Origin of the sequence: Streptomyces sp. NBC_01460 (assembly GCF_036227405.1) — a bacterium.
Lineage (GTDB): Bacteria > Actinomycetota > Actinomycetes > Streptomycetales > Streptomycetaceae > Streptomyces.
Map to the genome: position 1 here is coordinate 5,779,133 of NZ_CP109473.1, position 26,409 is coordinate 5,805,541.

Annotated in this window: 27 protein-coding genes and 1 riboswitch; of the genes, 15 read left to right on the forward strand and 12 right to left on the reverse strand. The window is 72.1% G+C overall.

Features of this window, described 5'->3' with window-relative positions; genetic code table 11:
- Positions 1-330: 330 nt before the first annotated feature.
- The 3 genes from OG488_RS26220 (at position 331) to OG488_RS26230 (ending at position 2,627) form a co-directional block, all read left to right on the forward strand.
- A complete protein-coding gene (locus tag OG488_RS26220; RefSeq protein WP_329233026.1) occupies positions 331-1,137 on the forward strand; it encodes a polysaccharide deacetylase family protein in 807 nt (268 codons plus the stop codon).
- Positions 1,137-2,309, forward strand: a complete 1,173-nt coding sequence (locus tag OG488_RS26225) for a YncE family protein (RefSeq protein WP_329233028.1) — start codon at positions 1,137-1,139, stop codon at positions 2,307-2,309. The genes OG488_RS26220 and OG488_RS26225 overlap by 1 nt, the downstream gene beginning before the upstream one ends.
- A gap of 102 nt (positions 2,310-2,411) precedes the next feature.
- Entirely contained in the window at positions 2,412-2,627 is a 216-nt protein-coding gene (locus OG488_RS26230; protein ID WP_329233029.1) for an EF-hand domain-containing protein, read from the forward strand.
- Between the two features lie 158 nt (positions 2,628-2,785).
- On the opposite strand, the gene OG488_RS26235 is transcribed toward OG488_RS26230, so the two are convergent.
- From OG488_RS26235 to OG488_RS26255, 5 genes are all read right to left on the reverse strand, one after another.
- On the reverse strand, positions 2,786-3,187 hold the full coding sequence (locus OG488_RS26235) for a GntR family transcriptional regulator (RefSeq protein ID WP_329239013.1): 402 nt from the start codon (positions 3,185-3,187) through the stop codon (positions 2,786-2,788).
- A 49-nt stretch (positions 3,188-3,236) separates the two neighbouring features.
- Positions 3,237-4,205: an ABC transporter permease subunit gene (locus OG488_RS26240; RefSeq protein WP_329233031.1), complete on the reverse strand. Its 969-nt coding sequence runs from the start codon at positions 4,203-4,205 to the stop codon at positions 3,237-3,239.
- Entirely contained in the window at positions 4,202-5,146 is a 945-nt protein-coding gene (locus tag OG488_RS26245) for an ABC transporter ATP-binding protein (protein ID WP_329233033.1), read from the reverse strand. The genes OG488_RS26240 and OG488_RS26245 overlap by 4 nt, the downstream gene beginning before the upstream one ends.
- A gap of 145 nt (positions 5,147-5,291) precedes the next feature.
- A complete protein-coding gene (locus tag OG488_RS26250; protein WP_329233035.1) occupies positions 5,292-6,341 on the reverse strand; it encodes a serine hydrolase domain-containing protein in 1,050 nt (349 codons plus the stop codon).
- A complete protein-coding gene (locus OG488_RS26255; protein WP_329233037.1) occupies positions 6,338-7,204 on the reverse strand; it encodes an IclR family transcriptional regulator in 867 nt (288 codons plus the stop codon). The genes OG488_RS26250 and OG488_RS26255 overlap by 4 nt, the downstream gene beginning before the upstream one ends.
- Before the next feature lie 54 nt (positions 7,205-7,258).
- Between OG488_RS26255 and OG488_RS26260 the strand changes: the two genes are divergently transcribed.
- From OG488_RS26260 to OG488_RS26280, 5 genes are read left to right on the forward strand one after another with little or no spacing between them, the layout of a single operon-like run.
- Positions 7,259-8,833 carry an ABC transporter substrate-binding protein gene (locus tag OG488_RS26260; protein WP_329233039.1) on the forward strand — a complete coding sequence of 525 codons (1,575 nt, stop codon included), beginning with the start codon at positions 7,259-7,261 and terminating at the stop codon, positions 8,831-8,833.
- On the forward strand, positions 8,830-9,828 hold the full coding sequence (locus OG488_RS26265; protein ID WP_406464618.1) for an ABC transporter permease: 999 nt from the start codon (positions 8,830-8,832) through the stop codon (positions 9,826-9,828). Before OG488_RS26260 ends, OG488_RS26265 begins: the two co-directional genes overlap by 4 nt.
- On the forward strand, positions 9,825-10,733 hold the full coding sequence (locus OG488_RS26270; RefSeq protein ID WP_329233041.1) for an ABC transporter permease: 909 nt from the start codon (positions 9,825-9,827) through the stop codon (positions 10,731-10,733). The genes OG488_RS26265 and OG488_RS26270 overlap by 4 nt, the downstream gene beginning before the upstream one ends.
- Positions 10,730-11,548 (forward strand): ABC transporter ATP-binding protein, encoded by an 819-nt coding sequence (locus tag OG488_RS26275; protein WP_329233043.1) that lies wholly within the window; start codon positions 10,730-10,732, stop codon positions 11,546-11,548. The genes OG488_RS26270 and OG488_RS26275 overlap by 4 nt, the downstream gene beginning before the upstream one ends.
- Entirely contained in the window at positions 11,545-12,417 is an 873-nt protein-coding gene (locus tag OG488_RS26280) for an ATP-binding cassette domain-containing protein (RefSeq protein ID WP_329233045.1), read from the forward strand. The genes OG488_RS26275 and OG488_RS26280 overlap by 4 nt, the downstream gene beginning before the upstream one ends.
- 14 nt (positions 12,418-12,431) lie before the next feature.
- Here OG488_RS26280 and OG488_RS26285 read toward each other — a convergent pair whose 3' ends face one another.
- Positions 12,432-13,370, reverse strand: a complete 939-nt coding sequence (locus OG488_RS26285; protein ID WP_329239019.1) for an ROK family protein — start codon at positions 13,368-13,370, stop codon at positions 12,432-12,434.
- 62 nt (positions 13,371-13,432) lie between these two features.
- On the opposite strand from OG488_RS26285, the gene OG488_RS26290 reads away from it, so the two are divergent.
- The 4 genes from OG488_RS26290 (at position 13,433) to OG488_RS26305 (ending at position 17,123) form a co-directional block, all read left to right on the forward strand.
- Positions 13,433-14,212: a creatininase family protein gene (locus OG488_RS26290; RefSeq protein ID WP_329233047.1), complete on the forward strand. Its 780-nt coding sequence runs from the start codon at positions 13,433-13,435 to the stop codon at positions 14,210-14,212.
- A gap of 49 nt (positions 14,213-14,261) precedes the next feature.
- The gene (locus OG488_RS26295) at positions 14,262-15,389 is read left to right on the forward strand and encodes a mandelate racemase/muconate lactonizing enzyme family protein (protein ID WP_329233049.1); all 1,128 of its coding nucleotides are present in this window, start codon (positions 14,262-14,264) and stop codon (positions 15,387-15,389) included.
- The gene (locus tag OG488_RS26300) at positions 15,386-15,799 is read left to right on the forward strand and encodes a RidA family protein (protein ID WP_329233052.1); all 414 of its coding nucleotides are present in this window, start codon (positions 15,386-15,388) and stop codon (positions 15,797-15,799) included. Before OG488_RS26295 ends, OG488_RS26300 begins: the two co-directional genes overlap by 4 nt.
- Positions 15,800-16,097: 298 nt before the next feature.
- Positions 16,098-17,123 carry a C40 family peptidase gene (locus OG488_RS26305; protein ID WP_329233054.1) on the forward strand — a complete coding sequence of 342 codons (1,026 nt, stop codon included), beginning with the start codon at positions 16,098-16,100 and terminating at the stop codon, positions 17,121-17,123.
- Positions 17,124-17,212: 89 nt separating this feature from the next.
- Here OG488_RS26305 and OG488_RS26310 read toward each other — a convergent pair whose 3' ends face one another.
- From OG488_RS26310 to gcvT, 6 genes are all read right to left on the reverse strand, one after another.
- Positions 17,213-17,659 (reverse strand): VOC family protein, encoded by a 447-nt coding sequence (locus OG488_RS26310; RefSeq protein ID WP_329233055.1) that lies wholly within the window; start codon positions 17,657-17,659, stop codon positions 17,213-17,215.
- 233 nt (positions 17,660-17,892) lie between these two features.
- Complete coding sequence (locus OG488_RS26315; protein ID WP_329233057.1) at positions 17,893-18,492, reverse strand: BLIP family beta-lactamase inhibitor; 600 nt, start codon at positions 18,490-18,492, stop codon at positions 17,893-17,895.
- A gap of 300 nt (positions 18,493-18,792) precedes the next feature.
- Entirely contained in the window at positions 18,793-20,178 is a 1,386-nt protein-coding gene (locus OG488_RS26320; RefSeq protein ID WP_329233059.1) for an L-serine ammonia-lyase, read from the reverse strand.
- Between the two features lie 156 nt (positions 20,179-20,334).
- On the reverse strand, positions 20,335-21,594 hold the full coding sequence (glyA, locus tag OG488_RS26325; RefSeq protein WP_329233061.1) for a serine hydroxymethyltransferase: 1,260 nt from the start codon (positions 21,592-21,594) through the stop codon (positions 20,335-20,337).
- Positions 21,595-21,612: 18 nt separating this feature from the next.
- Positions 21,613-21,990, reverse strand: a complete 378-nt coding sequence (gene gcvH / locus OG488_RS26330; protein ID WP_329233063.1) for a glycine cleavage system protein GcvH — start codon at positions 21,988-21,990, stop codon at positions 21,613-21,615.
- Between the two features lie 89 nt (positions 21,991-22,079).
- Entirely contained in the window at positions 22,080-23,207 is a 1,128-nt protein-coding gene (gene gcvT, locus OG488_RS26335) for a glycine cleavage system aminomethyltransferase GcvT (protein ID WP_329233065.1), read from the reverse strand.
- A gap of 168 nt (positions 23,208-23,375) precedes the next feature.
- Positions 23,376-23,473: riboswitch (glycine riboswitch) on the reverse strand.
- Between the two features lie 173 nt (positions 23,474-23,646).
- On the opposite strand from gcvT, the gene OG488_RS26340 reads away from it, so the two are divergent.
- The 3 genes from OG488_RS26340 to OG488_RS26350 all read left to right on the forward strand — a co-directional run bounded on the left by OG488_RS26340 (position 23,647) and on the right by OG488_RS26350 (position 26,292).
- A complete protein-coding gene (locus OG488_RS26340) occupies positions 23,647-24,336 on the forward strand; it encodes an AAA family ATPase (protein WP_329233067.1) in 690 nt (229 codons plus the stop codon).
- 235 nt (positions 24,337-24,571) lie between these two features.
- Positions 24,572-25,345: an enhanced serine sensitivity protein SseB gene (locus OG488_RS26345; protein WP_329233068.1), complete on the forward strand. Its 774-nt coding sequence runs from the start codon at positions 24,572-24,574 to the stop codon at positions 25,343-25,345.
- Positions 25,346-25,497: 152 nt separating this feature from the next.
- Positions 25,498-26,292: an enhanced serine sensitivity protein SseB C-terminal domain-containing protein gene (locus tag OG488_RS26350; RefSeq protein ID WP_329233070.1), complete on the forward strand. Its 795-nt coding sequence runs from the start codon at positions 25,498-25,500 to the stop codon at positions 26,290-26,292.
- The last annotated feature ends 117 nt before the right edge of the window (positions 26,293-26,409 follow it).

Consider the following 26,409-nt stretch of genomic DNA (forward strand, 5'->3'; position numbering starts at 1 on the left):
CCATGGAATGGGGGGTGTGTCCACGGCCGCACGGGGGACCTGGCTCGGGTCGGAGGAGGTCGTGCCTCCGACTATGGCAGACGGGCGACCCCGGAGCCAAAGCCGCAAAACGGGCAAAGTGTCCCTATCTCGCACATTTGGTTTCCGAATCGAAGGTGCGATGGGTCACGAACCTGGCATTCTTTGTGTAATAAATGACTTCACTGGGTGATTCATTGAGCACTCGGTGGCCCCATCTCTTCACATATTCCGCCCATGCAGTCCATTTCGCCCTACTGTGTCTCGGGTCTCGGGGAATCAGCACCCGACCGACCCGCGAGGTGGACGGCCATGGACGGTCGCAGGGCACCGGTGCCCCGCCGCAGCGCCCTGCGTACGGGTGCGGGCGCGCTCCTGGCAGGCGCGGCCGCCGCGGGCTGCGCACCGGGCGAAGCACCCCGGACCGCCCCGGGGGCGCCGAGCCCCGACAGTGCGGAGAACGTCCGGAAGGCCCACGGGGCCGCTCGCCCGGCCGCCACCGCACGCCGCTTCCCCGGGCAGCCGGTCCAGATCGCGCACGGCCCCCGCGACCGCCCCCGGGTCGCCCTCACCTTCCACGGTCAGGGGGACCCCCGCCTGGCCCGCGCCGTCCTCGCCGAAGCGGAGCGGGCCACCGCCCGACTCACCGTCCTGGCCGTCGGCAGCTGGCTCGACCGGTACCCGGACATGGCCCGCCGGATCCTGGACGGCGGCCACGAGCTCGGCAACCACACCCAGAGCCACCTCGACATCAACGCCATGGACGAGAAGCGGGCGTACGAGGAGATCACCGGCTGCGCCCGGCGGCTGCGCCGGCTCACCGGCTCGGCCGGCACCTGGTTCAGGCCCTCGCGCGCCCAGTACGCCACCCCGCTCGTCCAGGCCCTCGCCCGCCGGGCCGGTTACCCGCACGTGCTCTCCTACGACGTGGACTCCCTCGACTTCACGTCCCCCGGGGTCGCGGCCGTGACCCGGAAGGTCGCCGGTGAGCTCCGCAACGGCTCCGTGGTGAGCCTGCACTTCGGCTACCGGGACACCGTCGCCGCACTCCCCCTCCTCCTCACCGAGATCGACCGGCGCCAACTGCGCGCGGTGACCACCACGGAGCTGTTGACCTGATGCCTCCCTCCCCACGCGCCCTCGCCGCCGCCACCCTGCTCGTCGCCGCGCTCGCCGGCTGCGCCGCTCCTTCCGGCGGTGCCCGGTCCGAGCCGTCCCGCACCGAGGCTGCGGCCCGGCCCGACCGGCCGGCCGGCCCGCCCGGGCTGCCCGGCATGCCTCCCGTGCTCGACCCCCGGGACGTCTACGCGGCGGACCGCGCGGGAAAGCTGGCCCCGGCCGTCAAGGACTTCCCCTCCCGTGTCTACGTCCCCAACACCAACTCCCACACGGTGACGGTGATCGACCCGGCGACGTACAAGGTCATCGAGACCGTTCCCGTCGGGAACCAGCCCCAGCACGTCGTGCCCTCCTGGGACCTGAAGACGCTCTGGGTCAACAACGACCTCGGGGACAGCCTCACCGCGATCGATCCGGCGACCGGGAGGAAGGGGCGGACGGTCGACGTCTCCGATCCGTACAACCTCTACTTCACCCCGAACGGCCGGTACGCCGTCGTCATGGCCTCGATGGACCGTGAGCTGGTCTTCCGCGACCCGCAGACCATGAAGGTCGCCAGAACCGTGCCGGTGGACTGCGCGGGAGTCAACCACGCGGACTTCTCGGCGGACGGCCGGTACTTCATCGTCTCCTGCGAGTTCTCCGGCGAACTGCTCAAGGTCGACACGGAGAGGATGAAGGTCGTCGGGCAGCAGAAGCTGCCGCTGCAGGGCGCGATGCCGCAGGACGTGAAGCTCTCGCCCGACGGCAGCACCTTCTACATCGCCGACATGATGGCGCACGGCATGTGGGTGCTCGACGGCAAGGCGTTCACCACCCCGGAGCTGCTGCCGACGGGCAAGGGCGCCCACGGCCTCTACGTGAGCCGGGACTCCCGGGAGATGTACATCTCCAACCGGGGCGAGGGATCCGTGTCGGTCTTCGACTTCGCCAGGAACCAGCTCACCAAGAAGTGGCACCTCCCCGGCGGCGGCAGCCCCGACATGGGCGGGGTCTCGGCCGACGGCAAGGTGCTCTGGCTCTCCGGGCGCTACGACGCCGAGGTGTACGCCATCGACACGGCGAGCGGCAAGGAGCTCGCCAGGATCCCGGTCGGCAGCGGGCCGCACGGGCTGGCCGTCTACCCGCAGCCGGGCCGCTACTCGCTGGGCCACACCGGGGTCTTCCGCTGAGAGACGCCCGGGGGCGGGCCTGCCCGCCGCCCGCCGGATCCGCCGCGCCGACTGCCGGATAATCTGACCCCCGTCAGCAAGGCTCAACGAAGGGGCGGAACAGTGGCGGACATCGAGTCGGCACGCAAGGCATTCGAGCGCTTCGACCAGAACAGCGACGGCAGCATCACGGCCGCCGAGTACAAGAGCGCCATGGCGCAGCTCGGTGACCCCTACGTCACCGAGACGGTGGCGCAGGCCGTCATCAACGCCCACGACGCCAACGGTGACGGCGAGCTCACGTTCGACGAGTTCTGGGCCTCGCAGAACAAGGCCTGACCCGCACCGGACCGGCGGACGCCGGCCCGGTGCGGTGTGCGGCCCGGCTACCTGAGGTGGACCAGGCCGTCGGTGGTGAGGGTGGGCCGGCCCTTCGTGCCGGCCACCACGATCCTGACGGTGTGCTCGGCGGAGGCCGGCCGCAGGTGGCCCGGCGCTCAGCCCTCGGGGCCGGAGGGGTAGGCGCTCTCGAACGAGGTCCGGAAGAGGGCCCGGACCTCCTCGGCGCCGAGACCCTCCTCGCGCGCCTGGTGCAGCCACTCGTTCAGCGCGGTGCGCAGCGGCCACTCGGGTCCGGACCCCGGCTCGGCGAGGGTGCGGGTGATGAAGGTCCCCGCCCCCTGGCGCACTTCCGCGAGGCCCGCGCGCTCCAGCTCCCGGTAGGCCTTGAGCGTCGTATTCGGGTTGACCTTCGTGGTGGCGGCGACCTGCGCCGCCGTGGGCAGCCGGTCACCCTCCTCCAGGGCGCCCATGCGCAGGGCCTGTTCGACCTGCCGGACGATCTGGAGATACGTCGCCACTCCGCTGCGCCGGTCGATGCGGAACACGACCACGGACATCACCTTCCGCTCGATCGATGACACTTTACGTAGAGGACGGCGGGCTGTCCTACAGGGGACGCCGGGAGGCCCACCACAGGGCGAACGCGGTCAGCGCGGCGGTGCCGGCCAGCAGGATGCCGGACCCGGTCCACTGCATGGCCGTCATCTGGTCGTACTCGAGGTACTGGAAGACGTTGTCGACGATGCCCTTCTCCTTGATGCACGCGTCGGTGGCCTTCTGGGTCACCTCGGCGCAGGAACCCCACCCGTAGAGCTGCCCGTCGGCGTCGGCGACCCAGCGGTCCACCTCGTACGCGCCGTCGAGGCGGGCGGGGAGGGGGGCCTCCAGCGGGTAGGTGATCGTGCGCGGGGATCCCAGGTGGACCCGGAGCATGCCCCACGCGACCTGGGCGGCCACACAGAAGACGAACGTGACGACCATGGAGGCGAGGACCCGCCGCAGCAGGACGCCGATCGTGATGCCGGCCGCCGTGAGGAACAGGGCGAAGGCGGGGAGGACGGGGCCCGTGGTGTCGAAGACCGAGGTGTCCATCCAGATGTCGGGCAGGACCGAGTGGTGGGGCCGCCACCACCAGGTGAAGACCGCGGAGAGCACCGAGCCGGCCACGAGCGCGACCAGGAGGCACCAGCCGACCTTCGCGACGATCCAGCGCCGGCGGGTCACCGACTGGGTGGTGACGAGCAGGGCGGTGCCCTGTTCCTGGTCGGCGGCGATCAGCGGGGCGCCGAAGAAGACGGCGAGGACGCCGGGCAACAGGCCCAGCAGCGTGGTGAGGTTCCGGTAGCCCTCGCCCACCACCGGCTGGGGCACGGCCTTCGCGGGCCAGCCCGCGGCGTCCAGCAGGTCGTTCAACTGGGCGCGCTGGTAGACGATCCAGAGCGATCCGAGCACCACCAGGGCCAGGACGAAGCCCAGGGTGGCCCGGTGCTGGCGCAGGACGAGCCAGGTCAGGCCGCGCAGCATCCTCGGACGGGCGGTGCGTGCGGCCGGTGTGCCGGTCAGGGTCGTGCTCATGCGGTCCGGGTCCCCTCGGTCTCGATGCCGGCGCCGGGTGTGTACAGCGCGGGTGCTTCCGGTGAGCGCAGATGCGCGAGCAGCACTTCCTCCAGGCTGGGCTCGGCCACCTGCCAGTCACCGGACAGCGGGCCGTCGGGCCGCACCATGGCCCGGAACTGACGCCCCTGCACGCGCTTCTCGACGACCGTGTGGGCGGAGAGGGCGGCGGGCAGCTCGCCGTCCCTGGTCACCCCGGTCACCAGGACGTGGGCCGGGACGAGCGCGTCGGCGTCGCCGGCCATGCGGACCCGGCCGTCGGCGAGCACCAGCAGGTAGTCGCACATGTCCTCCAGCTCGGCCAGGATGTGCGAGGACATCACCACCGTGGTGCCGCGCTCGACCGCCTCCGCCATCAGCAGGGCGCCCATCTCGTCCCGGGCGAGCGGGTCGAGGTCCGCCATCGGCTCGTCGAGCAGCAGCAGGTCGGGCCGCTTGCCGAAGGCCAGCGCGAGGGCGACCCGGGTGCGCTGACCGCCGGAGAGCGTCCCCACGGCGGCGTTCATCGGCACATCGCCCGAGCGCACGATGCGCTCCGCCGCCTCCGCGTCCCAGCCGGGGTTGAGCTCGCTGCCGATCCGCAGGGTCTCCGCCACGCTGAACCGCTTGAACATCGGCTTGTCCTGACCGAGGAACGCGAACCTCGGCATCACCCCGGGGTCGTCCACCGGTACGCCGAACACCCGCAGTTCGCCGCGCGTCGGTCTCATCTGACGCGATGCCAGGCCCAGCAGGGTGCTCTTGCCCGCCCCGTTGGGTCCGACGAGGCCGCAGATCCTTCCGGCCGGCAGCCGGAAGGAGCAGTCACTCAGCGCCCATCCGCGCCGGTAGCGCTTGCCCAGCCCGGAGGCCTCCAGGGCCCATGTGCCCGCATCACCGACGGGGTTGACCGTCCCTGCCACGCGCCTCACCTCAATTCCATTAGTCAATTAATGGAATCATGGTCATGCGGGGACATGCCTGTCAAGCACGAGCTCCGGGGCCCACACCCTTCGCGGTGCGGACCCCGGAGCTCGGGTGCTTCCTGTGACCGGCCTCCCGCCGGGTCTACTCCGGCAGGGAGTGGAACTCCCTGCGGAGGGCGACGATGCCGTCGCCCTCCCGCGTCGGATGGACCCGGTTGGTGAGCAGCACCGCGTAGCGACCCGTGCCGGGATCGACCCAGATGCTCGTCCCGGTGAAGCCGGTGTGGCCGTACGCGGCGGGGCCGAAGGACGGGCCGACGGGGGAGCCGGCCGGGTCCTGGCCCTGCCAGGCGAGGGTGCGGCGGAGGTTCAGCCCGTCGGTGTGCGGGGCGGTCATCAGGGCGTAGGTCTCCGGGCGCAGCAGCTCGCGGGCCCCGCCCGCCAGGGAGACGGCGAGCCGCTCCATGTCGGCGAGGGTGGCGAACAGCCCCGCGTGGCCGGCGACACCGCCGAGCACGGCGGCGTTCTCGTCGTGCACCTCGCCCGCGACGGTCCTTCCCCGCCAGGCGCACCGCTCGGTCGCGACGGCACGCTCCCGGTCGGCGGCGCCCGGGGCGAAGCCGGTGTCCCTCAGGCCGAGCGGCGCGCACACCAGCTCGGCCACCAGGGTGTCCAGCCCCTGCCCGCCCGCCTGTTCGGCGATGAGGCCGAGCAGCATGAAGCCCTGGGAGGAGTACGTGACCCGCTCGCCGGGCGCCGCGAGCAGCGGCAGTGTGCCGAGGGCGGCGAGCAGCGACTCCCGGGTGCCGTGGTCGCGGTACATCGGCACCCCGCCGGGCAGGCCCGAGGTGTGGGCGAGGAGGCCGGTGACGGTCAGGCCCGCCTTGTCGGTGCCCCGGTAGCGGGGGAGGAGGTCCCCCACCGTGGCGGTCAGGGACAGTGCGCCGCGCTCGGCGAGTGCCATGACGACCAGGCCGATGACAGGCTTGGTGACGGAGGCGAGGTCCCACAGGTCGGTGCCGTCCAGCTCCGCCCCGTCCCAGCTCCTGGTGCCCAGTGACCCCCGGTCCACGGGGCCGTGAGCGGAACCCACCGACCAGGCGGCACCCGAGTAGAGGCGCCGCGCCCTGCCCTCGGCCAGCAGTGCGGCACGCCCGCCCGCGCCCGTCACCTCCGGGATCCCGGCGCTCACAGGCCCACGCCCGGGGTGCCGGTGTCGCCGTCGCGGGCCACCGTGAGGCGGGCCCGTCCGCCGGATCCCGGTCCCGTGGAGACCACGCCCGCGGCGGCCCGGACCATCGGGCCGTAGAGCTCGACAGCCGCCCGGTCCAGGGTGAAGACCAGGCCGGTCAGCGCCAGGGCCCCGACGACCCGGCCCTCCTCGTCCCGTACCGCCGCGGCGACCGCGCGCCGGTCCTCCCGCTCGTACTGGTCGTCGAGCGCGTACCCGCGCTCCGCCGCCGCGGCGATCGCGGCCCGCAGGTCTGCCGCGGGTACCGGCAGCGGGTGGCCGGCCGCCTCGGCGGCGGCGACGGCCTCCTCGGTCTCGGCGGCCGGAAGGGCGGACAGCGTCGCGAGCCCCGGCGCGGAGAGGAGCAGCGGGGAACGGGTGCCGGGCCGCAACTCCAGTGCGTACTCCCGGGCCGGTTCCGACACCTCCAGGCAGACGGTGGAGTCCCCGTCGCGCACGGCGTAGTGCGCGAGGAGTCCGGTGCGGGTGCGGAGCTCGGCCAGTACGGGCCGGATCAGGCGCAGTCCCGGACCGCTGTCGAGGGCGGCGGCGGCCATGCCCAGCAGCCGGGGCCCCGCCCGGTAGCTCCCTCCTTCGGCGGGCTCGGCGAAGCCGGAGGCGGCGAGTCCGCGCAGCACGCGGTGCACGGTGGGTTTGGTGAGCCCCGTGCGGCGGGCCAGATCGGCCAGCCGGTGCGGCGCACCCGTCTCCACCAGCGCGGACAGGACCTCCATCGCCTTGTCCACCGGGCCCATGACGGAGTGTTCGACAGCCCGGCCCGCAGGCGGCTGCTCCTTCGGACGGCTATTGACCGGTTTCCCCATGTCGCTTAGCTTACCCCCACTGCATTCCATCTGCCGGAACGGATGTGTTGTTCAATGGAACGAATACGTGGAGGGTGGACCGGGGACCGCAGTCGCCCCTCCCGCCGCACGATCCTGCGGTACGGCAGCGCACTGCTCCCCGCTACGGCCGCACCGGCGCTGCTCACCGGCTGCGGCACCGATCCCGCGGAGGGCGCCGGCAACGTCCTGCGGGTCTCCCAGACGGGTGACCCCAAGACCATGGACCCGCAGAAGCAGGGCGACATGATCTCGATGAACGCCCTGGTCAACATGTTCGACACCCTCACGGCACGGGGCCGGGACAACACCCTGGTCCCCCGCCTCGCCCTGTCCTGGAAGGCGGTCTCGCCCCGCGTCTGGCGCTTCCGCCTGCGGCCCGGCGTCACCTTCCACAACGGTGAGCCCTGCGACGCGGAGGCCGTGCGCTTCAGCATCGAACGCCTCCTCGACCCGGCGACCAAGTCGCCCATCGTCGAGCTGCGTTACGTCGAGGGCGTCACCGTCGTCGACCGGCTCACCGTGGACCTCCACACCACCGTCCACGACCCGATCCTGCCCGACAAGGTGTCCCTCTTCGGTGGAGTCGTGGTCCCCCCGCGCTACATCGGCCGGGTCGGTGACGAGGGTTTCGCCGCCCGTCCCGTCGGCACCGGGCCCTTCACCTTCGCGAGCTGGCAACGCGACCACCGGCTGCGGATGCGCGCCAACGAGAAGCACTGGGAGGGCAGGCCGGCCGTCGACGAACTCGTTTTCACCCCCGCCCCGAACCCGTCCTCCGCGCTCGCCGCCCTCCAGAGCGGCGGTGTCGACCTCGTCGCCGGACTCACCCCCGACGCGGCCCAGCAGCTCGACGGCTACACCGGCGTGAGCCTCGACCACCACACCGGCATCCGCACCTCGTACCTCTCCCTCGACACCCTCACCGAGGGGCCGCTCCGGGACCGCCGGGTGCGCCAGGCGCTCAACCACGCGATCGACGTGCCCCTGCTCATCAAGGCCGTCCTCGGCGGGAAGGGGGCCGAGGTCCCCGCGATGATCCCCCGCGGCGCCTTCGGCTTCGACCCGTCCGTCAAGCCCTTCACCCGCTCCGTCGCCAGGGCCCGCGCCCTGCTCGCCGAGGCCGGGCACCCGGACGGCATCGTCACGACCCTCACCGCGTCGAACGTGGACGCCAACGTGGCGGAGGCGATCGCCGGACTCCTCGACCGCGCCGGAGTGCACGCGAAGGTCGACCTCCTCGACCCCGGCACCTACGCGCAGCGCCTCACCTCGGACAACCACGGTGCGCTGGGCCCGATGTACCTGGCCGCGTCCACGGTCTGGACCCTCGACGGCGAGAGCATGATCCAGTCCAACGTGCGCAGCGACCGGCGGCAGAGCCGCTGGCACGACAAGGAGGCCGACCGGCTCGTCGACCTCGAGGAACTCTCCGTCGACCCGGAGACCCGCCGGCGCGCCTTCTCCGGCCTCCAGCGGCTGATCAGGACGGAGGCGCCCTTCGTGCCCCTCTACCAGATCGACAACATCTACGCCCGCAACAGCAGGCCCCGCTGGACCCCCGGCTTCGCCGGCGTCCTCGACATGGCGAGCGCGGAGGTCTCCCGATGAGCGAGCTCCTGACCCTCCCGGCCCCGGGCGATGAGTCCGAGCGGCCGGTCGCACCGCGCCGCGACGCGCTCCGCGTCCTCCGCATGACCGCGTCCCGTATCGGCACCGCGCTGCTGGTCCTGCTCTGCACGGCCACCGTCGCGTTCTTCCTCGTACGGCTCTCCGGCGACCCGGTCAAGGTCCTCCTGCCGCCGGACGCCACGGCCCAGCAGGAGAGCGTCCTGCGTCACGGCCTCGGACTCGACCGCCCCCTCCTCACCCAGTACCTCGACTACCTGTGGGGCATCCCGCGCCTCGACTTCGGCGACTCGCTCTTCTACAACCAGCCGGTGCGCGCGGTCCTCGCCGACCGCATCCCCGCGACCCTCCTCCTGGCCGCCGGTGCGCTCGTCGTCACCCTCGTCGTCGCCCTCCCGGCCGGGACCGTCGCCGCGATGCGCCGGGGCCGGGCCGCCGACCGCACCGTCATGACCGGTGTGCTGCTCGGCCAGTCCACCCCGCCCTTCTGGATCGGCATCCTGCTCATCCTCGTCTTCGCGGTCGGCCTGCACGCCCTGCCCGCCTCGGGCTACGGGACCTTCGCCAACCTCGTCCTGCCCGCCGTGACCCTCGCCGTGTACTCCGTCGCCGTCGTCGCCCGGCTCCTGCGCTCGTCCCTCATCGACGTACTGGGCGCCGACCACATCCGCACCGCGCGCGCCAAGGGCTTCGGACCCGTCAAGGTCGTCCTCACCCACGGGCTGCGGAACGCCTCCCTGCCCGTCGTCACCGTCGTCGGCCTGGAGGTCGGCAGCCTCCTCGGCGGCGCGATCCTCACCGAGCAGGTCTTCTCCTGGCCGGGCGTCGGACAGCTCACGATCGAGGCCATCTCCAACCGCGACTTCCCCCTCGTCCAGGCCACCGTGCTGCTCTTCGCCGCCACCTTCGTCGTGGTGAACCTGCTCGTGGACCTCTCCTACAGCCTCCTCGACCCGAGGGTGAGGACCTCCCGATGACCACTGCCTCCCGGACCCCGGCTCCCGCGCCCGACCGCGCCGCCCCCGCGCACCGGACCGCCGCCCTGCGGACGCTGCTGCGCAACCGGCTCGCCCTGGCCGCGCTCGCCTTCCTCGCCCTCGTCGTGATCTGCGCGCTCCTCGCCCCGCTCGTCGCGCCCACCGACCCCAACGCGCAGGACCTGCTGGCCCGGCTCCGGCCGCCCGCCTGGCAGGACGGCGGCAGCGGCGCCCACCTCCTCGGCACCGACCAGCTCGGCCGTGACCTGCTCTCCCGCGTCGTCTACGGCACCCGTGTCTCGCTGCTCGTCGGCGCGGGCGCGGCCCTGCTCGCCGGGGTCATCGGCACCGTCATCGGCCTCGCCTCCGGGTACTTCGGCGGCTGGCCCGACCGTGTCCTCATGCGCCTCGCCGACGTCCAGCTCGCCTTCCCCGCGATCCTGCTCGCGCTCGCGATCGTCGGCTTCCTCGGCTCGGGCCTCTGGTACGTCATCCTCGTCCTCGGCGTGACCGGCTGGGTGTCGTACGCCCGCGTCGTACGCTCCGAGGTGCTGTCCCTGCGCTCCCGGGACTTCATCACCGAGGCCCGTGCCATCGGCGTCGGCCACACCGCGATCATGCGCCGCCACCTGCTGCCCAACGTGATGGCCCCGCTCGCCACCATCGGCACCCTCCACATCGCGGCCGCCGTCGTCGCCGAGGCCTCGCTCAGCTACCTGGGCCTCGGCGTCCCCAAGGAGACGGTGACCTGGGGCTCGATGCTCGCCGACGGACAGCTCTACCTCGGCACCTCGTGGTGGGTCGCCGTCTTCCCCGGCATCGCCCTCATGCTCACCTCCCTCGCCGTCAACATCACCGGCGACGCCCTGCGCGACGTCGCGGACCCGAAGGCCTACCGCCGATGACCTCCACCACCTTTGCAGCGCCGGTCCTCGAGATCCACGACCTGCGCGTCGACTTCCGCCTCGCGACCACGACCGTCCACGCGGTCCGGGGTGTCAGCCTCGCCGTGGCGCCGGGGGAGACCCTCGCCGTCGTGGGCGAGTCGGGCAGCGGCAAGTCCGCGACCGCGCTGTCCGCGCTCCGCCTCAACCCGGAACCGCCCTGCGTCTACGCCGGCGGCCACATCCTCCTCGACGGCAAGGACCTCCTCACCCGCAGTGAACGCGAAATGGGCCGGATCCGGGGCGCCGAACTGTCCATGATCTTCCAGGACCCGATGACCAGCCTCGACCCGCTGCAGCGCATCGGCAGCCAGGTCGCCGAGGTGCTCCGCCACCACGGAGGCCACAGCCGGGCCGAGGCCAGGGCCGCGGCCCTGGCCGCGCTGGACGAGGTGGGCATCCCCGACCCCGAGCGCCGCTACCGCCAGTACCCCCACGAGCTCTCCGGCGGCCTGCGCCAGCGCGTCATGATCGCCGCCGCACTCGTGGCCCGGCCCCGCGTCCTCATCGCCGACGAGCCCACCACGGCGCTCGACGTCACCGTGCAGCGCCAGATCCTCGACCTCCTCGTCCGGCTCCAGCAACGGCACGGCATGGCCGTCGTCCTCATCACCCACGACCTCGGCGTCGTCGCGGAGACCGCCGACCGTGTGGTGGTCATGCACCACGGCGAGGCCGTCGAGAGCGGGGACGTCCACGACGTGTTCGCCCGTCCCCAGGACCCCTACACCCGCCGACTGCTCGACGCGACACCCCGACTGGAGACCGCCGGATGACCGACACAGCCCCGCCTCTTCTCCAACTCGACTCGCTGCGCAAGGAGTTCGGCACCAGTGTCGCCGTCGACGACGTGAGCCTCACCGTCCGTGAGGGCGAGACCCTCGCGCTGGTGGGGGAGTCCGGCTGCGGGAAGACCACACTGACCCGGCTGCTGCTCCGCCTGCTGGAGCCGACCTCGGGCACCGTGCGCTTCGAGGGCGCCGACCTCTTCGGCCTCGACGCCGCCGCGATGCGCAAGGTCCGCCGCCAGATGCAGGTCGTCCTCCAGGACCCCTACTCCAGCATGAACCCGCGGCTGCGGATCGTCGACATCGTCGCCGAACCCCTCGTCACCCACGACCCGCGGGCCCGGGGCCGGCGCGGCCGGGCCCACGTCCGGCAGCGCGTCGGTGAACTCCTCGAAGCCGTCGGCCTCGACGACACGATCCTCGACCGCTACCCCCACGAGTTCTCCGGCGGCCAGCGCCAGCGCATCTCCATCGCCCGGGCGATCGGCCTCGAACCCCGCCTCGTCGTCCTCGACGAACCCACCAGCGCCCTCGACGTGTCCGTCCAGGCCCGTGTCCTGGACCTGCTCGCCGACCTCCAGCGACGCCTCGGCCTCACCTACGTCTTCGTGAGCCACAACCTCGCGGTCGTCCAGCAGGTCGCCGACCGGGTCGCCGTCATGCGCCAGGGCCGCCTGGTCGAGGTGGGAACCGCTCACCAGGTGTTCACCGCCCCGGAGCACCCGTACACACGCCGGCTCCTCGACGCCGTACCGATCCCGGACCCGGCGAGGGCCCGCAGGACCCGGCGCGCCGCCACCGACGGCACGGAGACGGCACCGGCCGGCCCGCACCCCGCGCACGACGGCACCGCATGAGCGCCGCCCCGCACCTACCTGCCCGACAGGACGAGCCCCGCCCCGCCCAGCAGTACGACGTCGTCCACCGCCGCCTCGCTCACCACCACCCGGGGGAGCTCGCCGCCGCCCAGGGCGTCCGAGCGCAGCCGGGACTCCACCAGGGCCCGGAACGGCTCCCCGCCCTCCCGGGCCTCCCCGTGCAGGACGAAGAGGCCGCAGGCGAACAGCTGCTGGACCGTGGCGAGCCCCAGCACCAGATTCTCCGCGTACTCCGCCACCAGCGTCCGCGCCGCCTCGTCCCGCGACGCCACCAGAGCGCCGAGCGAGGCGCCCGCGGCCCCGAGGCCGAGCGCCTCGGCCCGCTGCCGCAGCCAGCGGGTGGTGGCCACCGTCTTCCAGCAGCCCCGCCGGCCGCACGTGCACGGTTCGCCACTGGCCGACACCGTCATATGGGCGCCGCTGCGGCCGCCCTCGGGGGCCAGCACCTCACCGTCGTACAGGATGCCCACCCCCAGCACCTCGCCGGTCGACACCGAGGCGAAGGAACGCCGGCCCCGGCCCGGCCCGAACCACCGGTCCCCGAGCACCTGGACCCGGGCGCGGTGCTCGACCCGCACCGGCGCACCGGTCAGCTTCTCCAGCCGCTCGGCCACCCGGTAGCCGCGCAGCGCCGGCGCCTCGTTGACCTCGATCACCCGGCCCCCCGCCGGATCGATCACCCCGGCCGCGGCGACTCCGATCCCGGACGGACGGTGCCCCTCGAACACGGCCGCCACCCGCGCGAGCGCCTCGTCGGGCCCCGCGGGGCTCGGGGACGACGCGTCGAACTCCGCCTCGGTCCGGTCGAGCACGGCACCCGAGCGGTCGAGCAGCGCCGCGCGGATCCGGCCGGGCAGCAGCTCCACGGCCCCCAGCGTGCGGGGAACCGCCCGCACCTCCGGACCCGGCACGGGTTCCGGCACCAACCGCAAGGGAGAACGTTCATGCGCCATACGCCGACTCTGCCACGTCCGTGTTCCGGGGAGATAGCCGTATGAGCCACCGGCACCTCACCGAAACCACCTGGCAGGAGACCCGCGAGGCGGCACCCGGGGCCATCGCACTGCTCCCCATCGGCTCCCAGGAGCAGCACGCCGGGCATCTGCCGATGGGCACCGACACCCTCCTCGTCGACGCCGTGGTGGACCGGGCGCTCGCCCTGCTGGACGAGGACGCCACGGGCGGGGCCCCGTCCCTCGTCCGGCTGCCGACGCTGCCCTACGGCCACAGCCCGCACCACCTGTTCGCGGCGGCCCTGACCCTGTCCGCCCCCACGCTGGGAGCCGTCCTCGGCGAGATACTCGACTCCCTCGCCGCGTGCGGACACCGGCGCATCCTCGTCGTCAACGGGCACGGCGGCAACGACGAGATCATGAAGCTCGCCGTCAAGCGCTTCGCGCTGCGCGCCGAGGTCACCGCCGCGGCCTGCTCGTACTGGACGGTGACCGGCGGGGGTGAGGACGGCGGCCGCCCCGACGTCACGCCCGGGCACGCGGGCTGGTTCGAGACCTCCCTCATGCTCGCCGCGCACCCCTCCCTGGTGCGCACGCCCGTCCCCTCGCGGGCCCCGGTCGACCCGCCTCCGCTCTTCGACCGCCCGCCCTACCCGGGGCTCACCGTCGAGCGGCACGGCGAATGGGAACGCGTCGGAGGCTCCACCGACGACGCCTCCGGCGCCGACGCCGCGCACGGCCGCAGGCTCCTGGACGACCGCGCCCTCGGCCTGGCGCGCGCCGTCCAGGCCTTCGACAACGCGACCCGCACCGGGCCGTGACCGGGCGGGCCCGCACCCACCGCACCATCCGAACCGAACGAGGAACAGCATGAAGATCACCGATGTCGACGTCCACGTCGTGAACCTGCCCCTGGTCAACCCGTTCACCAGCTCCTTCGAGACGAAGACCGGGGAGACCCGCACCGTCGTGCGCATCCGGACCGACACCGGGGTCGAGGGCTGGGGCGAGACCATGTGGGGCCGGCCCGTCGCCGCCATCGTCAAGATCCTCGCCGAGGACCTCATCGGCATGAGCCCCTTCGCCCTGGAGGCCTTCCACCGCAAGCAGCACATGGTGCCCTTCTTCTACGGCTACCTCGGCTACGCCGCGATCGCCGCCCTGGACGTCGCGTGCTGGGACGCCATGGGCAAGGCCACCGGACAGTCCGTCACCGACCTCCTCGGCGGCCCGGTGCGCGAGGAGGTCCCGCTCACCGCGCTCGTCACCCGGGCCGACGCCCCCGGCGCCGGGCCGGCCGACCTGCCCGCCGCGCTCGCCGAGCACACCCTCCGCGTCGTCACCGAGGGAGGCTTCCGGGCCGTCAAGCTCAAGGGCACCAAGGACGTCCAGGGGGACGTCGAGATCCTCCGCGCGCTGCGCGCCGCGCTGCCCGCGGTGAGCCTGCGCGTCGACCCCAACGCGGCCTGGTCCGTGCCCGACTCGATCCGCGCCGGCATAGCCCTGGAGGAGCTGGACCTCGAATACCTCGAGGACCCGTGCGTCGGCATCGAGGGCATGAGCCAGGTCCGCGCCAAGGTCCGCATCCCGCTGTGCACCAACATGTGCGTCGTACGCTTCGAGGACTTCGCGCCGGCCATGCGCCTGGGAGCCGTGGACGTCATCCACGGGGACGTCTACAAGTGGGGCGGCATCGCGGCCACGAAGGCACTCGCGGCCCACTGCGAGACCTTCGGGCTCGGCATGAACCTGCACAGCGGCGGCGAACTCGGCATCGCGACCGCCGCCCATCTCGCGGTCGTCGCCAGTACGCCCGTCCTCTCCCGCGCCATCGACTCCATGTACTACCTGCACGCCGACGACATCATCGAGCCCCTCACGCTCGAGAACGGCAGCCTGCGCGTCCCGGCCGGCCCCGGACTCGGCGTCACCGTCGACGAGGACAAGCTCCGCCACTACGCGGAGGTCAACGCCCGCGAAGGAGACCTCACCCGATGACCGCGACCCCTCCCGGCGCCCGGCGCGCGGTCCGCACCGACCGCGCCCCCGACCCGGCCGGCGCCTACAGCCAGGGCATCGCCGCGGGCCCCTACCTCTTCACCTCGGGCTTCGGCCCGCAGGACCCGGACACCGGTGCGGTCGCCGGCACCGTCGAGGAGCAGACCGCGCAGGTTCTGCGGAACGTCCGCGCCGTACTGGAGGCGGAAGGTCTCGGGACGCAGGACGTCGTCAAGGTCACGGCCCATCTGCAGCACCTGCGCCGCGACTTCGCCGCCTACGACGCCGTGTACCGCACCTTCTTCACCGCGCCGCACCCGGTCCGCACGACCGTCGGCTCCGACCTCATGGACATCCTGGTGGAGATCGACGTCGTCGCCCTCCGCCGGGACGCGCCACCGGTCCCGTAGGAGCGCAGAGCGTGACCTGACGAGTCGTCAAGAAGCTTGCCCATGAGCGGACGGTCCGTCAGGTCACGGCTACGCGGCGTGCGAGGTGAGTAAAGATCACCCCGGTGTGTCGACAATCTTCACCGAAACATTGAACTGGTCACAGGATGGTCACTAAGGTCGAGCTCCGAACCTTCGTACGGTTGATCGCCCACCCGGGGTGGCAGCGAAGGAACCGCCGAGTCCGTGACGTGCGCGGAGCCGGGGACGCTTCCCCCGCAGCCCGGTAGGCGGCTCGAGGAAGAAGGAGCTCGCCTCCGTGGCGTCCCACCGTCGTCCCAAGCAGCCGAGCCGCACCCGCGTGACCGTGCTCACCGCGACCGCCGCCGCAGCCGTGGCCCTGACCTCCCAGGCGGCCCACGCCGACCCCAAGCCGACGAAGAGCGAGGTCAAGGCGAAGGTCGACAAGCTCTACCACGAGGCCGAGGAGGCCACGGAGAAGTACAACGGCGCCAAGGAGCAGCAGGACAAGCTCAAGAAGCAGGCCGACGCGCTCCAGGACACCGTCGCCCGCGGCCAGGAGGAGCTCAACACCCTGAGGAACGAACTCGGTTCGCTCGCCACCGCGCAGTACCGCTCCGGCGGTCTCGACCCGTCGGTCCAGCTGCTGCTCTCCTCGGACCCGGACAGCTTCCTCGACCAGGCCTCCGCGCTCGACCAGCTGACGGCCAAGCAGGCCGAGTCGCTGCGCAAGATCCAGGCGAAGCAGCGCACCCTCGCGCAGCAGCGCAAGGAGGCGCAGGGCAAGCTCGCGGATCTGACCGAGGTCCGCACGGCGCTCGGCGAGAACAAGAAGAAGTTCCAGGGCAAGCTGGCCGAGGCCCAGAAGCTGCTGAACACACTCACCACCGCCGAGCGCGCCAAGATGGCGGAGCAGGAGCAGCGCGCCAGCCGTTCCGCCGGCGACCGGGTCGAGCTGGGCAACGAGGTCCCGGCCTCCGCCCTCGGGGCGGCGGCGCTCGCGGCCGCCGACACACGGGTGGGCAAGCCCTACGTCCGCGCGGCCACGGGCCCCGACTCCTTCGACTGCTCGGGCCTGACCATGTGGGCGTACGCCCAGGCCGGTGCCGACATCACCCGCACCACGTTCACCCAGATCAACGAGGGCACCCGCATCGGGCGCGGTCAGCTGAAGCCCGGAGACCTGGTCTTCTTCAGCAACACCTCGCACGTGGGCCTCTACGCCGGCAACAACACCGTGCTGCACGCGCCGTACCCGGGCGCCTACGTCCGTTACGAGTCGATGGACACCGTCGGCAGCTACCAGGCCGCCGTACGCATCTGATCGAGCGCCGTCCCCCGGCCCACCGGACGACAGACACGAGGAGACCGCCCCCGGGCGGTCTCCTCGTGTGTCGTCTTCGATGCGGGACGTCAGCCCTTCTTCAGCTCCTCGGCGAGCATCACGAGGATGCCGCTGGGGCCGCGGAGGTAGGTGAGCTTGTAGACGTCACCGTAGGTCGCCACCCCACGCAGCGGATGGCATCCGTGCCTCGCGGCCGTCGCAAGGGCTTCGTCGATGTCGTCGACCGAGAAGGCGACGCGGTGCATGCCGATCTCGTGGGGACGCGTGGGCTCCGTCTCGATCGCCTCGGGGTGGATGTACTCGAAGAGTTCGAGGCAGCCGTGGCCGTCCGGCGTCCGGAGCATCGCGATGTTGGCGTGATTGCCGTCCAGGCCCACGGCGGTGTCGGTCCACTCCCCACTGACCGTGTCACGGCCGACGACCGTGAGGCCCAGGTCGGTGAAGAAGGAGATCGTTGCTTCGAGGTCGCGGACGGCGATGCCGACGTTCTCAAGTCTGATGGCCACGCGCCGCATGCTACCGAGCCGTGCGGACCGGGTACGGGAAGGACGCAGCCGCGTACGGGGCGCCGTCGGGACCGACGGCGCCCCGGCACACGGCGTCCGGAGCGGGACCGCTCTCGGGATGCGGCACGGTCTTCTCCGGCCGGCCCGGGAAGCCGCGACGTCAAGAGGACGTGGGTGCCGCCGCCGCTGAGAAGGGCGCGCGGCTCACCACGCGGGACACGGGTTCCGGCGGACCGGCGGGGTCAGCGGACGTCGTCGCGGGACGAGTAGGTCTTACTCGTCAGCACGCCGTCGGTGAAGAAGAACTCGATCTCCGGGTAGGACTCCTCGACGGTCCCGGTGCAATGGATCATGGTCTTCCACCCGCTGGACGACGGGTGGTCGGGGCGCTCGGCCCATATGTCGGTGCATGCCGTACCGGCGACGACGGCGTTGACCTCCGCCAGCGTGTCACCCACCGCGAACCCCTGCTCGTACTGGACCTCGGTCATGGTCCGGGGCAGGTCGTACGTGTACCAGGCGTAGGCGAAGGCATAGTCCTTCTCCTTCCTGACCAGCTGGTCGGAGGTGTTGAAGGTGAACGACGCCGTCTGGTCGACGAACTGGTTCTTCGCCCAGCAGACCAGGGCGCCGCCGACCCCGATCGCGGAGCAGTACGGCCGTGTGCCGATGACGGCCTCGACCTGCTGTCTGCTCATACCGAAGGCCACGGCGTCGTACTTGGTGTCGGTGAGGTAGTTCGTGTCCGGATCGGGCTTGGGATCGGCCGACGAGGACGTCGCGGTGGAGCCGACCACGGCGGCCGCCAGAACGGCGACGGTGACCAGAGGGCGAAGGCGCATGCGCGTGCTCCTGACGAAGGCGGCGGACGTCCGCGTACGACTCGGACGGATGGCGGCCACAACGACCAGGGGCATCCTGGGACCCGGGCCTCTCACCGCGCTCTCCGCCCGCCGCCCGGTGGCCGGGAACGCTCCACCGCCCGGCCGGCCCCCGCCCGCCCCGTGCGGGGGCCGGGCGTGCGGTTCGGCCGAGTTCCCGCCGTCCGTACATCGCGCTGCCGGCACCGGTGGCCAGGGCCCGGTAGCGATCCCCGGATCCGACCGCGGCGCAGGGGTGAGCGACGGCCGGGGCGTGCGGCCTCAGCACTCGATGATGTTCACCGCGAGCCCGCCGCGGGCCGTCTCCTTGTACTTGACGCTCATGTCCGCGCCCGTCTCCTTCATGGTCTTGATGACCTTGTCCAGGGAGACCTTGTGGCTGCCGTCGCCGCGCAGCGCCATCTTCGCCGCCGTGACCGCCTTGACCGCCGCCATGCCGTTGCGCTCGATGCAGGGGATCTGTACGAGGCCGCCGACCGGGTCGCAGGTGAGGCCCAGGTTGTGCTCCATGCCGATCTCCGCGGCGTTCTCCACCTGCTCGGGGGAGCCGCCCAGGACCTCGGCGAGGGCTCCCGCGGCCATGGAGCAGGCGGAGCCCACCTCGCCCTGGCAGCCGACCTCGGCGCCGGAGATGGAGGCGTTCTCCTTGAAGAGCATGCCGATGGCCCCGGCGGCCAGGAGGAAGCGGACGACGCCGTCCTCCTTCTCGGCCTGGGTGCAGCCGCCCGCCGCGAAGTTCAGGTAGTAGTGCAGGACGGCGGGGATGATGCCCGCCGCGCCGTTGGTCGGGGCGGTGACGACGCGGCCCCCGGCGGCGTTCTCCTCGTTGACGGCCATCGCGTAGAGGGTGATCCACTCCATCGCGTGCGCCTGGGGGTCGCCCTCGGCGCGCAGCTGCCTGGCCGAGTTCGCGGCGCGGCGGCGGACCTTCAGGCCGCCGGGGAGGATGCCCTCACGGGACATGCCGCGCGCGATGCAGGCCTCCATGACGCGCCATATCTCCAGGAGGCCGGCGCGGATCTCGTCCTCCGTGCGCCAGGCCTTCTCGTTCTCCAGCATGAGGGAGGAGATGGAGAGGCCGGTCTCACCGGCGAGGCGCAGCAGCTCGTCGCCGGTGCGGAAGGGGTGCTTGAGGACGGTGTCGTCCGGGATGATCGGGTTCTCGCCGGCCACGGCGTCCTCGTCGACGACGAAGCCGCCGCCCACCGAGTAGTAGGTCTTCTCCAGCAGCGGGGCGCCGTCACGGTCGTAAGCGAGGACCGTCATCCCGTTGGCGTGGTACGGCAGGGCCTTGCGCCGGTGCAGGACCAGCTGTTCGTCGGCGTCGAAGGGGATCTCGTGCACGCCCAGGAGACTGATGCGCCCCGAGGCGCGGATCTCCTCGACGCGGGCGTCGGCGCCCTCGACGTCGACCGTGCGGGGCGACTCGCCCTCCAGGCCGAGCAGCACGGCCTTGGGCGTGCCGTGGCCGTGGCCGGTCGCGCCGAGCGAGCCGTAGAGCTCGGCCCGCACCGACGCGGTGTGGACGAGCAGGCCCTCGTTCTTGAGGCGGCGGGCGAACATGCGGGCCGCGCGCATCGGGCCGACCGTGTGGGAACTGGACGGGCCGATACCGACCGAGAAGAGGTCGAAGACCGAGAGGGCCACGGGAGTACTCCTAAGGCGTTGGTGGACGTCGTTGTCCGCCGGGTGGTGCGGGGACGGGCCGGTGGGCCCGGGTACGCGGGGCAAAGGGGTGGGGGCACCGCGCACACTGTGTTCAGTGTGCGCGGTGCCCCCACCCGGCGTGCAAATCCTGGGTGACTACTTGACGCCGGGGTACAGCGGGAACTTCTCGGCCAGCGCGATCACACGGGCCTTGAGGGCCTCGGCGTCGTACGCGGGCTTCAGGGCGGCCGCGATGATCTCGGCGACCTCGGTGAAGTCCTCGGCCTGGAAGCCACGGGTGGCCAGGGCGGGCGTGCCGATGCGCAGACCCGAGGTGACCATCGGGGGCCGCGGGTCGTTCGGGATGGCGTTCCGGTTGACCGTGATGCCCAGCTCGTGGAGCCGGTCCTCGGCCTGCTGGCCGTCCAGCTCCGAGTTGCGCAGGTCGACGAGGACCAGGTGGACGTCCGTGCCGCCGGAGAGGACGGAGACACCCACCTCGGTGACGTCCGGCTGCACCAGGCGCTCGGCGAGGATGCGGGCGCCGTCCAGGGTGCGCTGCTGGCGCTCCTTGAACTCTTCGGTCGCCGCGACCTTGAAGGAGACGGCCTTGGCCGCGATCACGTGCTCCAGCGGGCCGCCCTGCTGACCGGGGAAGACCGCCGAGTTGATCTTCTTGGCGAGCTCCTGCGTCGACAGGATGACGCCACCGCGCGGACCGCCGAGGGTCTTGTGCGTGGTGGTCGTGACGACGTGGGCGTGCGGCACCGGGTTGGGGTGCAGACCCGCGGCGACCAGGCCCGCGAAGTGCGCCATGTCGACCATCAGGTACGCGCCGACCTCGTCCGCGATGCGGCGGAAGGCGGCGAAGTCCAGCTGGCGCGGGTAGGCGGACCAGCCGGCCACGATGAGCTTCGGCTTCGACTCCTTGGCGAGGCGCTCGACCTCGGCCATGTCCACGACGCCGGTGTCGTCGACGTGGTACGGGACCACGTTGTAGAGCTTGCCGGAGAAGTTGATCTTCATGCCGTGGGTCAGGTGACCGCCGTGGGCCAGGTTCAGACCCATGATCGTGTCGCCCGGCTTCAGCAGCGCGAACATCGCGGCGGCGTTGGCCTGCGCACCCGAGTGCGGCTGGACGTTCGCGGCCTCGGCACCGAAGAGCGCCTTGATGCGGTCGATCGCGATCTGCTCGACCACGTCGACGTGCTCACAGCCACCGTAGTAGCGGCGGCCGGGGTAGCCCTCGGCGTACTTGTTGGTGAGGACGGAGCCCTGCGCCTCCATGACCGCGACCGGAGCGAAGTTCTCCGAGGCGATCATCTCGAGGGTGGACTGCTGGCGGTGGAGCTCGGCGTCGACGGCGGCGGCGACGTCCGGGTCCAGCTCGTGGAGGGAGGAGTTGAGAAGCGACATCAGTGGGTCCCTAAGGTCTCAGTTGCCGGAGAACGCGGTGTACTCGTCGGCGGAGAGAAGGTCGTTCGGCTCCTCCGCGACGCGCACCTTGAACAGCCAGCCGCCCTCGAAGGGGGCGGAGTTCACCAGCGACGGGTCGTCCACGACGTCCTGGTTGGCCGCGGTCACCTCGCCGGTCACCGGCGAGTACAGGTCGCTGACCGACTTGGTCGACTCCAGCTCACCGCAGGTCTCGCCCGCGGTCACCGCGTCACCGACCTCCGGGAGCTGGGCGTAGACGACGTCACCGAGCGCGTTGGCCGCGAACTCGGTGATGCCGACCGTGGCCACGCCGTCCTCGAGGGCCGACAGCCACTCGTGCTCCTTGCTGTACCGCAGCTGCTGGGGGTTGCTCATGACCTGAATTCTCCTGTACGCGGGGGAGTGCTGATGAACGGTGGTCTTACGGTGTGAGACACGACTGCGTCACGTGCGCGGGCGCTGTGTCACTTACGGCGCTTGTAGAAGGGCAGCGCCACGACCTCGTACGGTTCGTGCGTGCCCCGGATGTCGACCCCGACACCCTCGGTGCCGGGCTCGGCGTGCGCCGCGTCCACGTAGGCCATGGCGATCGGCTTGCCCAGGGTGGGCGACGGCGCGCCGGACGTGACCTCGCCCACGACCTCCCCGCCGACGACGACCGGGAAGCCCGCCCGCGGGACCCGGCGGCCCTCGGCGACCAGGCCGACGAGCTTGCGCGGCGGCGCGGTCTCCGCCCGCTCCGCCGCGGCGGTCAGCGCCTCGCGGCCCACGAAGTCGCCCTCCTTCTCGAACTTCACGACCCTGCCCAGGCCCGCGTCGAAGGGCGTCAGCGCGGTGGTCAGCTCGTGTCCGTACAGAGGCATGCCCGCCTCCAGGCGGAGCGTGTCGCGGCAGGAGAGCCCACAGGGGATCAGCCCGTACGGCGCGCCGGCCTCGGTGAGGGCCGTCCACAGCTGCTCGGCGTGGGCGGGGGCGACGAAGAGCTCGAAGCCGTCCTCACCGGTGTAGCCGGTACGGGCGATGAGCGCGGGGACGCCGGCGACCGTCCCGGGGAGCCCGGCGTAGTACTTCAGTCCGTCCAGGTCGGCGTCCGTGACCGACTTCAGTACGGCGGGGGAGTCGGGGCCCTGGACGGCGATCAGCGCGTACGCGTCGCGGTCGTCCCGCACCTCGGCGTCGAAGCCGCCGGCGCGCCCGGTCAGGGTGTCCAGGACGAGCTGGGCGTTGCCCGCGTTGGCGACCACCATGTACTCGCTGTCGGCCAGGCGGTAGACGATCAGGTCGTCCAGGATCCCGCCGTCCTCCGCGACGATCATCGTGTAGCGGGCCCGGCCCACGCCGACGGTGGCGATGTTGCCCACCAGCGCGAAGCTCAGGAAGGCCGCGGCCTGCGGTCCGGTGACGGTGATCTCGCCCATGTGCGACAGGTCGAAGAGTCCGGCCCGGGTGCGCACGGCGTTGTGCTCGTCGCGCTCGCTGGCGTAGCGCAGCGGCATGTCCCAGCCGGCGAAGTCGGTCATGGTCGCGCCCAGGGAGCGATGCAGGGCATCGAGGGCGGTCAGGCGGGGGGCGGCGCTCGGGGCAGTGCTCATGGACATGGCTCCAGGGCATGACGACAGGGGGGTGGTTCCCTCCCCATCTGTCATCGGAACCTGAGAGGTTCGCCGAGAGCCCCTGAAAGGGTCCTGACGGGGACAGCCCCGTCAGGGTCGGCTTGCACCTTGGGTGGAGCCGCACAGCGGCCCGCTTTTCAGATCTGCCTCATCCACGCGGTACGGGGCCTGAGAGATTCAAGGGAGGAACTTGCTCCTTCGGCGCCCGGCGCACACAGTGACCGGGACTCTCCCGCGCGGATTCAAACGGCCGGTATGCAGTTGGCGGGGTCATCATCGCACGCCTTGGGGGAGAGTGGGGCGTCCCGGTCCTTACGGGTGCCGGCGCCGACACGTGGAGCCGGAAGCGGTTGTGCCGCATTACCTTTTCTTTACACTTCGTGGACAGGTCGGTGGGTGAATCGGCAGGGGGAAGGCGATGACGTTGCAGCGCTACGCGACAACGGCGGGGGCGGCACGCGGTGCGATGCCGCGGCAGCCGGGCGTGCCCGCCCGAGAGCCGGTGGACGGGGGTGCTCCGGTGGTCAGTGACCTGCGGGGCAAGGGCGGCGCCGGTCCGCGCGGGCTGGACTTCGCGGCCGGTGACGTGGTGGTGGTCTCGGGGCTGCCCGGCAGCGGCAAGTCGACGCTGATCCGGCGGGCGGTCCTGGAGCACGCGATCGACTCCCAGGACACCAGGGACCGCTGGGCGGCCGCCCTGCCCGGATTACTCCCGTACGCCCTCTACCGCCCCCTGGTGCGCGTCGCGCACTACGCCGGGCTGTGGCGGGCCCTGCGGGCGGGCGGCTCCGTCGTCGTGCACGACTGCGGCACGCAGGCCTGGGTGCGGCGCTGGCTGGCGCGCGAGGCCCGGCGCCGGGGCAGCACCCTGCACCTCGTGCTGCTCGACGTCACCCCCCGGGTGGCCAGGCAGGGGCAGCGGGAGCGGGGGCGCGGAGTCTCCGGATACGCGTTCGCCCGGCACCGGCGCGCGGTCGGGCGGCTGCTGCGCGACACCGAGAGCGGGGTGCTGCCACCGGGGTGCGCCTCGGCGGTCCTGCTCGACCGCGAGGCCGCTGCGGCGATCCTCCGGATCTCCTTCCCGGCGGCCCGGCTCCCGCAGGAGTAGGCGGTCGGGGGTCGATTCATGACGGGGGCGGACCGTGCGGTTCCGGGGCAGCCGGAGGTGTGGTCCGAGGCGTCACCATTCGCATACGCACAGTTCGCACCCCTCCCGTCCGGTGTCCGGAATCTGGACGGTGCGGTGGCCCCGGAGGCCGCTCCCGCCTGCGGCACTGCCTTCACGGCGCGAGCCGGTCTAAGGTTTCAGCCGCACCGCACGGCGAGAAAGGGACACAGACACCGTGGACATTCCGGCTCAGGCCCAGGCTCCGCATCCGTCGCAGGGATGGCCGGCCAACGAGCTCGAAGAAGTGCTCAGCGCCTCGCTCGGCGTCCCCGGCGCGGGGGGACGGCTGGTCGAGGTGCTCGGCCGCAGCCAGATCTGGGTGCCGCTGCCGAACGGCGGCGGACCCGACAGCACCGCCCTCGACCTGCCGACGGTCGACATCGAGGGCGGCGCGTACGTTCCCGTCTTCAGTTCCGAGGCGCAGTTCCTCCAGTGCGTCGGCCCCCATCTCTCCTTCACCGTCGCACCCGCGCGCGAGTTCGCCCGCGGGCTCCCGCCGCAGCTCGGCATCGCGGTCAATCCGGGCGGCGCGGTCGGGATACCCCTGCCGCCGCCCGCCGTCGCCGAGCTCTGCCGGGCCGGGCGCACCGCGCTGGACGGCCCCGCGAGCGGTGGCCGGGTCCGGCTGTACGAGCCGGACTGGAAGGAGGACCCCGTCGACTTCCTGTCCGCGGTGTCCGCCGAATTCCAGGCGACCGGTGTCGTGGGCACCGCGCGCAGGGTGCTGGCCAGCATCGAGGGCGACAGCCCCGTCCTCTTCGTCGGCGTCGAACTCGCCGTCCTGGACGCGGCGACGCAGAGCGTCCCGATGGACGCCCTGGGGCGTGCGCTGGGCCGGGCCCAGGTCCCCTGGCCGGTCAATCTCCTCCTGCTCGACGTGGCGCAGGATCCGGTCGGCGACTGGATGCTGGAGAAGGTGCGCCCGTTCTACCGGCACGACGGGCACTGAGGGCCGTACCCGTACGGGCACATGGCGTCGAGTCGGTGTCGGGGGCGGCGCATAAGCTGGTTGGATGACGAGGCCGCCCCGTGTGCCCGGGAGCGGCGCCACAGCACCGCGAGGCATGCGGGAACAGCGGATCGAAGAGGGGCGGGACCCAGGTGAGTGCGTCAGGCACCGCGGCGGCCGGGCAGGTCGAGCACATGCTGCGCCAAGTGGCCCCCGGGCGCCTCGACACCTACGAGTCGCTGCTGCGGTCACTGTCGGACGGCCAGGTCTGGATGCTGCTCTGGCACGGCACGGCGGGCTCCCCCGACGCCCAGTACGGCAACATGGAGGTCGACGGCCTGGGTTACGCCCCGTGCGTGACCTCCGCCCAGGAGCTCTCGGCGAGCGGCTGGAACAGGGCCCACGAGGTCACCACGGGCCGGGACGTCGCCCGCGCCCTCTTCCCCGACCGCTGGGGCATCTGGCTCAACCCGCACGCCCCCGGCGGCGGAGTGGGCATTCCCTGGCTGGACCTGCGCCGCATCGCCACCGGCCTCGACCGGATGCCGGCGGGGCCGCTGAGGCTCACCGAACCCGCCGTCGAGATCCCGCAGTTCTACGCCCTGCTGTCGCAGAACGCCCACCGCACCCCCGCCGTCCGCGCGCTGCGGCGCGCCTGGGTGCAGCCGGCGCTCGGGGTCCCGTACCTCGCGATCGGGCTCGACCTCTACGACACCGGGCGCCCGTCCGTCGACGCCGTCCGCGCGATGATGCAGCAGTCGATCGGCGTCGTCCCCGACGGACTGCCCGTCTCCACGGTCTCGCTGTCCGACGAGTACGACCCGGTCGCGATGTGGCTGAACGCCAACGCACGGCCGTTCTACGACCGCGAGGCACACGCCCCGGCACCCACCGGGCCCGGCTACGGCTACCCGCCGGCCACCGGACAGGCCCCGCGCGCGTACTGAGACGGCGTCAGGCGGCGCCGGATGCTCCGAGGCAATTAAGCACAGGTTCAACGCTGTTGGGCGGCATGTCCGCTATAGCGGATTAGCGACCGAGAGGTCCGCTCAGTAAGCACGACT

Bases quoted from the DNA above. Each gene is read 5' to 3' on its own strand.
- OG488_RS26220 (WP_329233026.1), top strand. From the start codon at position 331: ATGGACGGTCGCAGGGCACCGGTGCCCCGCCGCAGCGCCCTGCGTACG.
- OG488_RS26225 (WP_329233028.1), top strand. From the start codon at position 1,137: ATGCCTCCCTCCCCACGCGCCCTCGCCGCCGCCACCCTGCTCGTCGCC.
- OG488_RS26235 (WP_329239013.1), bottom strand. From the start codon at position 3,187: ATGTCCGTGGTCGTGTTCCGCATCGACCGGCGCAGCGGAGTGGCGACG.
- OG488_RS26240 (WP_329233031.1), bottom strand. From the start codon at position 4,205: ATGAGCACGACCCTGACCGGCACACCGGCCGCACGCACCGCCCGTCCG.
- OG488_RS26255 (WP_329233037.1), bottom strand. From the start codon at position 7,204: ATGGGGAAACCGGTCAATAGCCGTCCGAAGGAGCAGCCGCCTGCGGGC.
- OG488_RS26260 (WP_329233039.1), top strand. From the start codon at position 7,259: ATGGAACGAATACGTGGAGGGTGGACCGGGGACCGCAGTCGCCCCTCC.
- OG488_RS26265 (WP_406464618.1), top strand. From the start codon at position 8,830: ATGAGCGAGCTCCTGACCCTCCCGGCCCCGGGCGATGAGTCCGAGCGG.
- OG488_RS26270 (WP_329233041.1), top strand. From the start codon at position 9,825: ATGACCACTGCCTCCCGGACCCCGGCTCCCGCGCCCGACCGCGCCGCC.
- OG488_RS26275 (WP_329233043.1), top strand. From the start codon at position 10,730: ATGACCTCCACCACCTTTGCAGCGCCGGTCCTCGAGATCCACGACCTG.
- OG488_RS26280 (WP_329233045.1), top strand. From the start codon at position 11,545: ATGACCGACACAGCCCCGCCTCTTCTCCAACTCGACTCGCTGCGCAAG.
- OG488_RS26290 (WP_329233047.1), top strand. From the start codon at position 13,433: ATGAGCCACCGGCACCTCACCGAAACCACCTGGCAGGAGACCCGCGAG.
- OG488_RS26295 (WP_329233049.1), top strand. From the start codon at position 14,262: ATGAAGATCACCGATGTCGACGTCCACGTCGTGAACCTGCCCCTGGTC.
- OG488_RS26300 (WP_329233052.1), top strand. From the start codon at position 15,386: ATGACCGCGACCCCTCCCGGCGCCCGGCGCGCGGTCCGCACCGACCGC.
- OG488_RS26310 (WP_329233055.1), bottom strand. From the start codon at position 17,659: ATGCGGCGCGTGGCCATCAGACTTGAGAACGTCGGCATCGCCGTCCGC.
- OG488_RS26315 (WP_329233057.1), bottom strand. From the start codon at position 18,492: ATGCGCCTTCGCCCTCTGGTCACCGTCGCCGTTCTGGCGGCCGCCGTG.
- glyA (WP_329233061.1), bottom strand. From the start codon at position 21,594: ATGTCGCTTCTCAACTCCTCCCTCCACGAGCTGGACCCGGACGTCGCC.
- gcvH (WP_329233063.1), bottom strand. From the start codon at position 21,990: ATGAGCAACCCCCAGCAGCTGCGGTACAGCAAGGAGCACGAGTGGCTG.
- gcvT (WP_329233065.1), bottom strand. From the start codon at position 23,207: ATGAGCACTGCCCCGAGCGCCGCCCCCCGCCTGACCGCCCTCGATGCC.
- OG488_RS26340 (WP_329233067.1), top strand. From the start codon at position 23,647: ATGACGTTGCAGCGCTACGCGACAACGGCGGGGGCGGCACGCGGTGCG.